Annotated in this window: 12 protein-coding genes; 6 read left to right on the top strand and 6 right to left on the bottom strand. The window is 58.1% G+C overall.

What is annotated here, in order from left to right; all coding sequences use genetic code 11:
• A complete protein-coding gene (locus TU76_RS23220) occupies window positions 1–1587 on the bottom strand; it encodes an ABC transporter substrate-binding protein (protein WP_048352570.1) in 1587 nt (528 codons plus the stop codon).
• Between the two features lie 502 nt (window positions 1588–2089).
• On the opposite strand from TU76_RS23220, the gene rpmB reads away from it, so the two are divergent.
• Window positions 2090–2323, top strand: a complete 234-nt coding sequence (gene rpmB, locus TU76_RS23215) for a 50S ribosomal protein L28 (protein ID WP_019410280.1) — start codon at window positions 2090–2092, stop codon at window positions 2321–2323.
• Between the two features lie 11 nt (window positions 2324–2334).
• Window positions 2335–2490 (top strand): 50S ribosomal protein L33, encoded by a 156-nt coding sequence (gene rpmG / locus TU76_RS23210; protein ID WP_003437824.1) that lies wholly within the window; start codon window positions 2335–2337, stop codon window positions 2488–2490.
• A gap of 100 nt (window positions 2491–2590) precedes the next feature.
• Here the strand turns inward: rpmG and TU76_RS23205 are convergent, their stop codons facing one another.
• Together TU76_RS23205 and TU76_RS23200 are read right to left on the bottom strand one after the other, a co-directional pair.
• Complete coding sequence (locus TU76_RS23205) at window positions 2591–2887, bottom strand: I78 family peptidase inhibitor (protein ID WP_048352569.1); 297 nt, start codon at window positions 2885–2887, stop codon at window positions 2591–2593.
• Between the two features lie 229 nt (window positions 2888–3116).
• Entirely contained in the window at window positions 3117–3479 is a 363-nt protein-coding gene (locus TU76_RS23200) for a cupin domain-containing protein (RefSeq protein WP_019828207.1), read from the bottom strand.
• Window positions 3480–3648: 169 nt separating this feature from the next.
• Here TU76_RS23200 and TU76_RS23195 point away from each other — a divergent pair, with 169 nt between their 5' ends.
• Together TU76_RS23195 and TU76_RS23190 are read left to right on the top strand one after the other, a co-directional pair.
• A complete protein-coding gene (locus TU76_RS23195; RefSeq protein WP_048352568.1) occupies window positions 3649–5142 on the top strand; it encodes an aldehyde dehydrogenase in 1494 nt (497 codons plus the stop codon).
• A 139-nt stretch (window positions 5143–5281) separates the two neighbouring features.
• Window positions 5282–6430, top strand: a complete 1149-nt coding sequence (locus TU76_RS23190; protein WP_048352567.1) for an MFS transporter — start codon at window positions 5282–5284, stop codon at window positions 6428–6430.
• On the opposite strand, the gene TU76_RS23185 is transcribed toward TU76_RS23190, so the two are convergent.
• Window positions 6431–7981 (bottom strand): phospholipase D family protein, encoded by a 1551-nt coding sequence (locus tag TU76_RS23185; RefSeq protein ID WP_037032670.1) that lies wholly within the window; start codon window positions 7979–7981, stop codon window positions 6431–6433.
• A gap of 35 nt (window positions 7982–8016) precedes the next feature.
• Window positions 8017–9438 carry an aminotransferase-like domain-containing protein gene (locus tag TU76_RS23180; RefSeq protein ID WP_019828211.1) on the bottom strand — a complete coding sequence of 474 codons (1422 nt, stop codon included), beginning with the start codon at window positions 9436–9438 and terminating at the stop codon, window positions 8017–8019.
• Between the two features lie 171 nt (window positions 9439–9609).
• On the opposite strand from TU76_RS23180, the gene TU76_RS23175 reads away from it, so the two are divergent.
• Window positions 9610–9843, top strand: a complete 234-nt coding sequence (locus TU76_RS23175; RefSeq protein WP_046810730.1) for a DUF1127 domain-containing protein — start codon at window positions 9610–9612, stop codon at window positions 9841–9843.
• 49 nt (window positions 9844–9892) lie between these two features.
• Here the strand turns inward: TU76_RS23175 and TU76_RS23170 are convergent, their stop codons facing one another.
• Complete coding sequence (locus TU76_RS23170; RefSeq protein WP_046810729.1) at window positions 9893–11194, bottom strand: NAD(P)/FAD-dependent oxidoreductase; 1302 nt, start codon at window positions 11192–11194, stop codon at window positions 9893–9895.
• Between the two features lie 147 nt (window positions 11195–11341).
• Between TU76_RS23170 and TU76_RS23165 the strand changes: the two genes are divergently transcribed.
• Window positions 11342–11695: a YkgJ family cysteine cluster protein gene (locus TU76_RS23165; protein ID WP_019828214.1), complete on the top strand. Its 354-nt coding sequence runs from the start codon at window positions 11342–11344 to the stop codon at window positions 11693–11695.
• Window positions 11696–11873 lie beyond the last annotated feature (178 nt).

The following is an 11873-nucleotide window of genomic DNA, read 5'->3' as shown; positions in this document are numbered from 1 at the left end:
TCAAGGCTTAACGCTGACCGTCGAAAAGTCCTGACGCCCAAAAGGACTCACCTGATAACCCTGAACGTCTTTGCGGGTGAGTGTGTAGGCCGTCGGATGCGCCAGCGGCAGCCACAGCGCCTGCTGCTGGATCTGCGCCTGGGCCTTTTGATACAGCGCACTGCGCTTGTCCTGATCGGTAAGGGTTTTGCCCTCGCTGATCAAACTGTCCAGAGTCTTGTCGCAATAACGCGCAAAGTTGGTCCCGGACTTCACCGCCGCACATGAAAACTGCGGCGTCAGAAAGTTGTCCGGGTCGCCGTTATCACCTGCCCAGCCCATAAACAGCAGGTCGTGCTCACCCGCTTTGGCGCGGCGAATCAGCTCGCCCCACTCGATCACTCGAATGTCGGCCTGGATACCGATCTTGGCCAAATCGGCCTGCAACAATTGCGCCCCCAGACTTGGGTTCGGATTAAGCACACTGCCGGTCGGACGCGTCCAGATGGTGGTTTTAAAACCGTCTTTAAAGCCGGCCTTGGCCAGGAGATCGCGGGCTTTTTGAGGATCGTGGGCATACCCCGGCAAGTCTTTTGCGAAACTCCAGGTTGTGGCCGGGTAAATACCGTTGGCGGCCTGGGCGCTGTTTTCAAACACGGCCTTGAGATAAGTGTCCTTGTCGAAAGCCAGGTTAATGGCCTGGCGCACCTCTGGCTTGTCCAGAGGCGGATGCTGACTGTTGATGGCCACAAACGCAGTCATGAAGGCAGGGGTTTGCGTGACCGCCAACGCGGGATCTTTGATCGCTGCCGCCACGTCCAGTGGCTTGGGCGAGAGCGCAATCTGGCACTCATTACGGCGCAATTTTTGTAGCCGCACGTTGGCGTCCGGCGTGATGGCGAAAATCAGCCCGTCCACTGCGGGCTTGCCTGCGAAATAGTCCGGATTGGCCTTGTAACGTACCACCGCATCTTTCTGGAATCGGCTGAACACGAAAGGTCCGGTGCCGATCGGCTGGCTGTTCATCAGTTCAGGGGTGCCGGCCTTCATCAGTTTGTCGGCGTACTCGGCCGAGTAGATCGAGGCAAAACCCATGCTCAACGCTGGTAGAAAGGTGGAATCAGGACGACTGAGCGTGAAACGGACCGTCAGGGGGTCCGGCGTTTCGATCTTTTTTATCAGTTCTGGCAACTGCAAGGATTGAGCATGGGGGAAACCGCTTTGAGCCACCTTGTGCCACGGGTTGGCAGGGTCGAGCATGCGCTCGAAGCTGAAACGCACGTCATCGGCATTCAGCTCTCGGCTCGGGGTGAAATAGGGTGTGCTGTGAAACTTGACGCCAGGACGCAGCTTGAAGTCGTACACAAGGCCATCAGGGGACACTGACCAGCTTTGCGCCAAGCCAGGCACCAGCTTGGCGGCCTGGGCGTCAAAGTCCACCAGGCGGTTCATCAGCACGTCTGCCGAGGCATTGGTGGTACTGAGCGAGTTGTACTGCACCACATCGAACCCTTCGGGGCTGGCCTCGGTGCAAACGCTCAAAGTGGCCGCCTGTACCAGTGGGGTCAGGCAAAAGGTGAGCACAAAGGGGATGGCAGCGAGGCGCATGATCTGTTTCCTTTACAAGTCGATGAGGCCCATCTGCACATGCAGTCTGGAAAAGTCCTACCCTAGTGTTCCGCTACTCAAATGACTACTTTTTAATGGCGTTTGAAGCCCTGTAGTCGCTGCCGCAGGCTGCGAAGGGTTGCGAAGCAACCCGTTTTCCCGAGTCAGTGCGGGTCTTTTCGCAGCCTACGGCAGCGACAACAGGTGCAAATTCCACCTCAAGTCTTTCACCCCGCGACGAGCGGTAAAACGCTTTAAGGCATAGACGCCGCGTGGATTGGCGTTAAAATGGCGGCTTCATTAATTACAGCAAATCACACTGCCTGTTGTTGCTCTTTAGTCTTTCTGGTATAAAGCAGCGCTCTTTTCTAGGGGCCCGGTTCCTGCGTTTGTAGGTGTAGCCGGTAAGACCCTTAAAGAAACGCGGCGCCTGGCGCCATGACTGAGAGATTAAGCGGCCAACCCATGCCGGGTTGGGCATGTGGTTTTAGAGGGCTGAGGCATGTCGAGAGTCTGTCAAGTTACCGGTAAGGGTCCGGTGACTGGGAATAACATTTCCCACGCAAATAACAAAACCCGTCGTCGTTTCCTGCCGAACCTGCAGCATCACCGCTTCTGGGTTGAAGAAGAGAAACGTTTTGTTCGTCTGCGCGTATCTGCTAAAGGCATGCGTATCATCGACAAGCGTGGCATTACTGTCGTGCTGGCCGAAATCCGCCGTGCTGGCAAGATCTAAGGGAGCTAATCATGCGTGAATTGATCCGTTTGGTGTCGAGCGCTGGTACAGGCCATTTCTACACCACTGATAAGAACAAGCGCACCACTCCGGACAAAATCGAAATCAAAAAATTCGATCCGCGGGTTCGCAAGCACGTGATCTACAAAGAAGCCAAAATCAAGTAATTGGTTTTACTTCTTACAAAAAAGGCCCATATCTCACGATACGGGCCTTTTTTGTTGCCTACGGTTTTATCCGTACTTACACAGCGCTACGGCACCCTGCTCAACCACAACTCAGGGAACTGAGTTTTTTACCTTCGTTGACCAACACCCTCAGGCGATAGCGATTGAACTCCTTGGTATAGCCCTCGCCAGGGACCTCCACGCGGACCTCCCGGGCTCCGTAAATGTTGCGCCAGAACTCCACCAACTGCGGCGTCACTTCAGGTGCAACCACATAGTTGAGCGTCAAATTCTTATCGCACAGGCCCTCTTCAGCAGCCATCGCAGGCAGTGAAAGCGCTGCGAGCATCATGCTTGCCGCCAGCGCGGCGATTTTGGAAACAGTCATCTTCGACATGATTCATCCTTGTTAAATAATCCATAGTGAGTGCGGAGGCTGACAGTGCCTGCTCGTCCATGAGTGTTTGGCACCGCAATTCCTTGCCCTCCAAAGACTGGCTCACTTTGACGCCCGCATCCGCGGCGACGTGTTTCCTGGTTTGTCTTTCAAGGTGCGGCAAATGCCCATAAAAAAGCCCCGCCCTCAATATCAGGCAGGGCTCTTAAAGCGCTCTGGATCAGCCGTTTCAAACCTTCTGTTCAAACACCACGTAAATCTTCCTACAAGGCTCAAGCACTTCCCACGTCCCGCGAAAACCTGCCGGGATGACAAAACGATCACCGGCCCGGAGAGTCTTGGCGTTACCGTCATGGTCACGCAATACAGAAACGCCCTGCACAATTTCGCAATATTCGTGCTCGGTGTAATTGACCGTCCACTGGCCCACAGCGCCTTCCCACACGCCCGCGCTCATTTGCCCGCACGGGCTGTCGTAATGGTTGTGGATAACTTGTTCAGGGGCACCCTTGAGCACCTTTTCCGGTGCCGGGCTGAAGCGATCAGCCTGGGTGTTGGCAGTGCTGAAATCGACGATGGTTGCGATGCTCATGGTTCTTGTCCCCCCGAAATTGCGGTGTATGCGGTCAGAAAACCAAAGTCTATGTTTATTAAAACGAACAAGCCATGCCGTTTGCGACACTCGTGTCAAATATATTGAAAGTTCCAGGGCCACTGGTTTAGGGTGGCGTTTCCATTTCAATAGAGAGGAGGACACTCGAATGACCACCCTGACGCGTGCTGATTGGGAACAACGGGCCCAAGAGCTGAAAATCGAAGGTCGCGCCTACATCAACGGTGAGTACACCGATGCGGTCTCCAACGAAACGTTCGAGTGTCTGAGCCCGGTTGATGGCCGCTTGCTGGGCAAGGTTGCCAGCTGCGACAGCGCTGACGCCCAGCGAGCTGTAGAAAATGCACGCCAGACCTTTGAATCCGGTGTGTGGTCCCGCCTGGCTCCGGCCAAGCGCAAAGCCGCGATGATCCGCTTTGCCGGCTTGCTGAAACAAAACGCCGAAGAACTGGCACTGCTTGAAACCCTGGACATGGGCAAGCCGATCAGTGACTCCCTGGGCATCGATGTGCCCGGTGCCGCCGGTGCGCTGAGTTGGAGCGGCGAAGCCATCGACAAGATCTACGACGAAGTCGCTGCCACTCCGCACGACCAATTGGGCCTGGTGACCCGTGAAGCCGTCGGCGTTGTCGCTGCTATCGTGCCGTGGAACTTCCCGCTGATGATGGCCTGCTGGAAACTGGGCCCTGCCCTGTCGACCGGTAACTCGGTGATCCTTAAGCCGTCCGAAAAATCCCCATTGACTGCCATCCGTATCGCAGCTCTGGCCGTTGAAGCCGGTATTCCAGCGGGCGTACTCAACGTGCTGCCAGGCTATGGCCATACTGTTGGCAAGGCTCTGGCACTGCACATGGACGTCGACACCCTGGTGTTCACCGGCTCGACCAAGATCGCCAAGCAATTGATGATCTATTCCGGCGAATCCAACATGAAGCGCATCTGGCTTGAAGCCGGCGGCAAGAGCCCGAACATCGTCTTCGCCGACGCACCGGACCTGCAGGCTGCGGCCGAATCCGCGGCCAGCGCCATCGCCTTCAACCAGGGCGAAGTCTGCACCGCCGGTTCGCGCCTGCTGGTCGAGCGCTCGATCAAGGACACGTTCCTGCCGCTGGTGATCGAAGCCCTCAAAGGCTGGAAGCCCGGCAACCCGCTGGACCCGGCCACCACCGTGGGTGCCCTGGTGGATACCCAGCAAATGAATACCGTGCTGTCGTACATCAAGTCCGGCCACAGCGAAGGCGCAAAACTGGTAGCGGGCGGTAATCAGATCCTGCAAGAAACCGGTGGAACCTACGTTGAACCGACCATTTTCGACGGCGTTAGCAACGCGATGAAAATCGCCCAGGAAGAAATCTTCGGTCCAGTGCTATCGGTCATCACTTTCGACAGCGCCGAAGAAGCCATCCAGATCGCCAACGACACGCCTTACGGCCTTGCTGCAGCGGTCTGGACGGCAGACATCTCCAAGGCTCACCTGACCGCCAAAGCCCTGCGTGCCGGTAGCGTGTGGATCAACCAGTACGATGGTGGCGACATGACCGCACCGTTTGGCGGCTTCAAACAGTCGGGCAACGGTCGTGACAAGTCGCTGCATGCGTTCGACAAATACACCGAGCTGAAATCCACCTGGATCAAGCTGTAAACATTTAACCGCTACACCTTGTGGGAGCGAGCCTGCTCGCGATGGCAGCACTGGGTCTGACTGACAGACCGCTGTGTTTTCTTCGCGAGCCAGGCTCGCTCCCACACTGGTTTTTACACCACGCAATTGGAGCGCAGACATGCGTTGGGCGACTTATTTCGCCGTACTGGCCTCGGTTCTCAGTGTCGGCCTGGCACTGGGCGTGAGCATGCCACTGGTCTCGTTTCGGCTTGAAAGCTGGGGCTACGGCGGGTTCGCGATTGGCGTCATGGCCGCCATGCCGGCCATTGGCGTACTGGTGGGCGCCAGCGTGGCGAGCAAGCTGGCAGCCCGCTTCGGCACGCCCGGCCTGATGCGCCTGTGTTTGTGGTGTGGCGCGCTGTCCATCGGGCTACTGGCGTTGCTGCCCAGCTATCCCGTGTGGCTGGTGCTACGGCTGCTGATCGGCGTGGTACTCACGATTATTTTTATTCTCGGCGAAAGCTGGATCAACCAGCTGGTGGTCGAACAATGGCGAGGTCGTCTGGTTGCGCTGTATGGTTCGGCCTATGCCTTGAGCCAACTGTCCGGGCCACTGCTGCTGGGCCTGGTCGGCTCTGAAGGCAACTACGGATTTTGGATCGGCGTTGCATTACTGACCCTCGCGCCTTTACTGCTGATGGGCCGCGACGGCGCACCGACCACCGAATCATGCAGCGTGACCTTCAAGGATTTACTGGGCTTCTGTCGAGGCTTGCCGGCGATTGCATGGGCCGTAGCGCTGTTTGCTGCTTTTGAGGCGATGATTCTTACGCTTCTGCCCATCTACTGCCTGCGTCAAGGCTTTACCGCAGATATCGCACTCGCGATGGTCAGCACCGTGGTGGTGGGCGACGCCCTGCTGCAACTGCCGATTGGCGCGCTGGCCGACCGCCTGTCCCGGCGCTCGCTGTTTACCGGCTGCGCGGTGCTGCTGATGCTGTCGAGCCTGGCAGTGCCGTTCTTGCTCAATACGCTGCTGATCTGGCCGCTGTGGGTGATCTTTGGCGCCAGCGCCGGTGGCCTGTTCACTTTGTCGCTGATTCTGATCGGCGAGCGCTACCGTGACGACGCCCTGGTGCGCGCCAACGCCCACATCGCGCAACTGTGGGGCATCGGCTGCCTGATCGGGCCATTGGCCGCTGGCGCGGGCAGTCAGTGGATCAGCGGGCATTCCTTGCCGCTGTTCATGGCCGCAGGCGCTTTGATATTGGTGATCCTGGTGTTACGCCAAGGGGCATTCGGAGCTGAGCAGGCAGCGGCCTCGTAGTTACAACATCTTCTCCAGCCCCACACTCTTGCTGAACCAGGCATTAAACCGGCGCCACCAGTTGCCCGGTTCCCGATGCAAGGTGTGGAGCTGGCCGTTGTCTTCAGTCACCCAGACGATCTTGCCCTGTTCCAGCTTTGGCTCGTAACTCAAGGCCGGAGCCATGCCCTGCAGGGCCAACTTGCGGGCCTCGGCGGCCAGTTCCGGGCTGTCTACCAATACGCCGACCTCGGTGTTCCACAACCCCGAACGCGGGTCAAAATTGAAAGAGCCAATGAATGATTTCTGCTGATCGAAAATCATCGCCTTGCTGTGCAGGCTCGAATCCGAGCTCATCCCGTGCTTGAACAGGCGCGGGCCACTGCCGCCGCTGCTACCCGGCTGGCGACGCAGCTCAAAAAGCTTGACCCCATGTTCCAGCAGCGCCTTTCGATAGGGCGCATAGCCCCCGTGGACAGCGGGTACGTCGGTCGCCTCCAGCGAATTGGTCAATAAACGAACATCGACCCCGGCATCCGCACGACCTGTCAGGTACACCAATCCGGTTTCACCCGGCACAAAATAGGCCGAAATCAGGATCAGTTCCTGATTCACTCCTGCCAGCTCCGGCGCCAACTGCGTGGTCAGCAGCAAGTGCGAGTCTGGCTCGCCCCTGGCCAGCACCTTGCTCGGCGCATCCCACAACGCCTGGTTCCAGGCCCAGATCAGCTCTTTGCGCCACACATCCAGCTGGGGATTGGTTTCATACGAAGCCAATTGTTGATACAGCCCTTGATTGCGTTGCTGCGCAAGCTTGAGTGATGCCTCCAGTTTTTTGCGTGCCTTGGTCAGCTCAGCTGCAGACAGCCGGGATGAGACAAAATCGCTAATTGGCTGGCTAAGGGCGCTGTTCCAGTACTGATCAAAACTGTGCCCCAGCTGCTCAGCCACCGGACCGACACTGAGCAGGTCGATATCGGTGAAATTCAGCTCGGGCTTGGCATCGAAATACTCATCTCCCAGATTACGCCCACCCACAATCGCTACGCTGTTATCGGCCAGCCAGAGCTTGTTGTGCATGCGTCGGTGCTGGCGCGAAAGGTTGAACAACCGCCCCATGCCTCGGGTCACGCCCGTACTGCGCCCCAGTTGCAGAGGGTTGAACAACCGAATCTGGATAGTGGGATGAGCCGCAAGTGTCGCCAGGATATCGTCAAGGCCATCACTGGCGGTGTCATCGAGCAGGATCCGCACGCGTACGCCGCGATCTGCCGCCTTGAGCAGTTCGTCAATCAGCATGCGTGTACTCAGCCCGTCGTGGACGATGTAGTACTGCAGGTCGAGGCTGCTTTGCGCGTTACGGATCAGTTCGGCCCGGGCCCTGAACGCTTCACCGCTGTTAGGCAGCAGGCGAAACCCGGAGCGACCCTGATAAGGCGCAGCCTGGGCCTGGATCGAACGGCCAAAGGCTGAGTCTGCGGCTGGCAACGCCTGGGTTGGCTCACGGGGCACGTCCAAAGTGACACAACCTCCCAGCAATACAGCCAAAAACAATGCACAGAGTGATTTCAACGTGTAGAGCCTCGGGCCGGACGTCACAAGGGTAATTAAACAGCTTCAGCCAACAGTTTACTGGCTGCCATCCCGACCTTGCGCACCGCCTCCTCAATCTGCGGTGTAGGCTTTGCAGCGTAGTTCATGCGCAAGCAGTTACGGTACTTGCCGGAGGCTGAGAAAATACTGCCCACCGCAATCTGTACCCCCTGATCCAGCAGCGCGCGATTAAGACGCAAGCTGTCAAACCCCTCCGGCAGCTCCAGCCAGAGCATAAAACTGCCTTGGGGCCGACTGGCACGAGTGCCGGGTGGAAAGTAGCGGCTGATCCAGCCCAGCATCAGGTCGCGATTGCGCTGATATTGGCTGCGCATTTTGCGCAGGTGCGGCTCGAAATGGCCGTTCTTCAGAAAGTCGGCAATCGCCAGTTGCGGCTGGGGCGCCGTGGAACCGGTGCTGATGTATTTCATGTGCAGCACCCGCTCCAGATAACGCCCCGGTGCAACCCAGCCAACACGTAAGCCGGGGGCCAGGGTTTTGGAGAATGAGCTGCACAGCAAGACCCGGCCATCATCATCGAAAGATTTGATCGTGCGCGGACGCGGGTAGGTGTAAGCCAGCTCGCCATACACATCGTCTTCGATAATCGCCACATCAAAACGCTGAGCCAGCGTCACCAGCGCCCGCTTGCGTGCCTCGGGCATGATGTAGCCCAACGGGTTGTTACAGCTGGGCGTAATCTGGATCGCCTTGATCGGCCACTGCTCCAGCGCCAGCTCCAACGCTTCAAGGCTGATCCCGGTCAGCGGGTCCGTAGGAATCTCTAGCGCCTTCATGCCCAGCCCCTTGAGGGTTTGCATGGCACCATGAAAGCTCGGTGAGTCGACCGCCACGATGTCGCCTGGCTCACACACCGCTCGAATGCTGCACGACAGCGCCTCATGGCAGCCGGTGGTAATCACCAGGTCTTCAGCACCAAGCTGACAGCCCGAATCGAGCAACAGACGCGCCAACTGTTCACGCAGGCCCAGCACGCCGTACACGTTGTCGTAATACAGACCGGGCAAATCCAGGCGCCGGCTGATTTGCGCCAGGCTGCGCAACAGCGGTTTGATGGTCGGCGTGGTGACATCGGGCATGCCGCGCCCCAACTGGATCACGTCTTTTTGCGGCACGGATCGCACCAACTCCAGCACTTGCTCCCACTGCGATATTTCCACTGGCCGCTGGGCAGGTTTGCCCATACCCGGCAACGCAGGCAACTCACGGTCCATGGGCACAAAGTACCCGGACTTGGGCCGTGGCGAAGCCAGCCCGTTGTCTTCCAGCAACCGATACGCCTGCTGCACCGTGCTCAGGCTCACGCCATGCTCGGCGCTTAACGCCCGCACGGAGGGCAAGCGGTCGCCTGGACGATAAAAGCCCTGCTCAATTCGCGTACCGAGCAGGTCGGCAAGATTGACGTAAAGGGTCATGGCAGGGCTCCCGATGGGGGTTGAACAGTACAGATGGGGTAAAAACCAAGGATTCAGCGCCTGAAAAACCGTATCTGTATGCACGTAAAATGACTTTGCTGAATCTGTCATGGTTTTTGGGGCGAGGCCATCATGCTGACTCATGGCGATTGAGTCAAAAGGAGCTGCCTGATGAATGGTATGAGCGATGTCCGCCTGACGCTGCACAGCCAACAACTACTGGCCGAACACGAGGCCCGGGAAATCATGAGCGCCCCCGCCGAGCTGGGCCGCTGGAGCCTGTTCTGGCACCGCGCACGCAGCCGCCGCGTGCTGCTCAACCTGGACGAGGATCAACTGCGTGACGTGGGCCTGAGCCGCGAATTGGCCCGCCATGAAGGCTGCAAACCGTTTTGGCGTTCGTAACCAAAACCTGTAGCCGCCGCAGCCTGCGGCAGCGGCTACAGGGTTTTGTTCAACGCAACTCTTTAAGCCTGTGCCACAGCATCCCCAGCGCCAGTAACGGCGAGCGCAGGTATTTGCCACCCGGGAAGGTGATGTGCGGGACTTTGGCAAACAGATCGAAACCATCGCTGTGCTGGCCACTGATGGCCTCGGCCAGCAACTGGCCTGCCAGGTGGGTCACGTTGACCCCATGCCCTGAATACGCCTGCGCGTAATACACGTTGGGTTGGTCTTGCAGGCGACCGATCTGCGGCAAACGGTTGGCACCGATACCTATCATCCCGCCCCATTGGTAATCGATCTTCACGTGTTCAAGGTGGGGGAATACTTCAAGCATTTTGGGCCGCATATACGCCGCAATATCTTGCGGATCGCGTCCCGAATAATGACAAGCCCCTCCGAACAGCAAGCGTCTGTCGGCCGATAATCTGTAGTAATCCAGCGCCACGCGCTGATCACACACCGCCATGTTCTGCGGCAGCAAGGCGTGTGCCTGGGCCTCACTCAGCGGCTCGGTGGCAATGATGTAGCTACCCGCAGGCAGCACTTTGCCACTGAGTTGCGGATTCAGATTCTTTAGATAGGCGTTGCACCCCAGCACCAGACTTTTGGCCCGCACTGAGCCCTGCGCCGTGTGAACCCGGACTTCAGGGCCGTAATCGATTCGGGTCACGGCGGAGTTTTCAAACAGTTTCACACCCAACTGCGCAGCTGCCGCTGCTTCGCCCAGTGCCAGGTTAAGCGGGTGCAAGTGCCCCGAGCCCATATCGATCAGACCGCCGACATAACGGTCCGAGCCCACCACGCTTCGCACCTCGTTGGCTTGCAGCAAGCGGGTTTCGTGGCGGTAGCCCAAGCCCCGCAGCTCCTGGGCTTCTTCGGCGAAACCTTCAAGGTCACGCGGTTTGTTAGCCAGGTCGCAATAGCCCCAAGTCAGGTCGCAGGCAATATTGAAACGCTCTACGCGGCGGCGAACGATTTCCACCGCCTCCAGCCCCATCAATTTCATCTGCCGTACGCCGTCCTTGCCGATAATGCCTTCAAATTGCTCAAGGCCATGGCCAACGCCGCGAATTAACTGACCGCCATTGCGCCCGCTGGCACCCCAACCGATCTTGCAGGCTTCGAGCAAAACCACGCTCATGCCGCGCTCGGCCAATTCCAGCGCCGTGTTCAGACCGGAAAAACCACCGCCCACTACGCATACATCAGCCACCAACTCGCCCTGCAGCACCGGATGATCGGGCTGCGGCAGGCTGCTGGCGGCGTAATAAGAGGCGGTGTGCTGGCTGCGCTGAACCGGGGCGCTCATGTGCGTAATCCTGATTGTCGATGTTTGTAAAATTTGACGGAGCATAAGCCGGGCTATTCCCACGGGGCAAGAACAGCCGGACGGCGCTGTCTAGAGCGGGGCTTTTCAGGCAGACTTTGCGGCCTTTTCAAAATCGGTACGTTCTGGATGAGCTGCAACAGTCACAAGATCCGCTTTCTCAGGCAGCAAATCCCCTCGTTTGAATGCGTGCCGGGTTGCCATGACTGCTGCGGGCCGGTGACCACCTCATCCGAAGAAATGGCCCGCTTGCCGCGCAAGACGGCCGCCGAGCAGGAAGCCGCGATGGACGAGCTCAACTGTGTGCATCTGGGGCCCAACGGTTGCACGGTGTATGAAGAGCGGCCGTTGATCTGTCGTCTGTTTGGTACCACACCCACGCTACCGTGCCCCAATGGCCGACGTCCTGTGGAGATGATTCATCCTGGCGCAGAGAAGCTGGTGCATGAATACATCGCCAGTACGCGGCAGGTGCTGGTCTAAAAGATCAAAAGCCCCTGACCCTGACCCTCTCCCTAGGGAGAGGGCTGGTGAGGGTAGAAACCGAGTACATCGTTTACGTTTAAGACCGGGTACATCGTTTACAGGTATTAATCATGGTCAGGAGGTACTGACCATGCCCTGGAAACGAGAGTCCGTAATGGATCAGCGAGTTAAATTA

Origin of the sequence: Pseudomonas psychrophila (genome assembly GCF_001043005.1) — a bacterium.
Classification (GTDB): Bacteria; Pseudomonadota; Gammaproteobacteria; order Pseudomonadales; family Pseudomonadaceae; genus Aquipseudomonas; species Aquipseudomonas psychrophila.
This window is presented reverse-complemented; position numbering and strand designations above follow the sequence as displayed.

Excerpts from the sequence above, each read along its gene's own strand:
- TU76_RS23220 (WP_048352570.1), bottom strand. The coding sequence starts at position 1,587 with ATGCGCCTCGCTGCCATCCCCTTTGTGCTCACCTTTTGCCTGACCCCA.
- rpmB (WP_019410280.1), top strand. The coding sequence starts at position 2,090 with ATGTCGAGAGTCTGTCAAGTTACCGGTAAGGGTCCGGTGACTGGGAAT.
- rpmG (WP_003437824.1), top strand. The coding sequence starts at position 2,335 with ATGCGTGAATTGATCCGTTTGGTGTCGAGCGCTGGTACAGGCCATTTC.
- TU76_RS23205 (WP_048352569.1), bottom strand. The coding sequence starts at position 2,887 with ATGTCGAAGATGACTGTTTCCAAAATCGCCGCGCTGGCGGCAAGCATG.
- TU76_RS23200 (WP_019828207.1), bottom strand. The coding sequence starts at position 3,479 with ATGAGCATCGCAACCATCGTCGATTTCAGCACTGCCAACACCCAGGCT.
- TU76_RS23195 (WP_048352568.1), top strand. The coding sequence starts at position 3,649 with ATGACCACCCTGACGCGTGCTGATTGGGAACAACGGGCCCAAGAGCTG.
- TU76_RS23190 (WP_048352567.1), top strand. The coding sequence starts at position 5,282 with ATGCGTTGGGCGACTTATTTCGCCGTACTGGCCTCGGTTCTCAGTGTC.
- TU76_RS23180 (WP_019828211.1), bottom strand. The coding sequence starts at position 9,438 with ATGACCCTTTACGTCAATCTTGCCGACCTGCTCGGTACGCGAATTGAG.
- TU76_RS23175 (WP_046810730.1), top strand. The coding sequence starts at position 9,610 with ATGAATGGTATGAGCGATGTCCGCCTGACGCTGCACAGCCAACAACTA.
- TU76_RS23170 (WP_046810729.1), bottom strand. The coding sequence starts at position 11,194 with ATGAGCGCCCCGGTTCAGCGCAGCCAGCACACCGCCTCTTATTACGCC.
- TU76_RS23165 (WP_019828214.1), top strand. The coding sequence starts at position 11,342 with ATGAGCTGCAACAGTCACAAGATCCGCTTTCTCAGGCAGCAAATCCCC.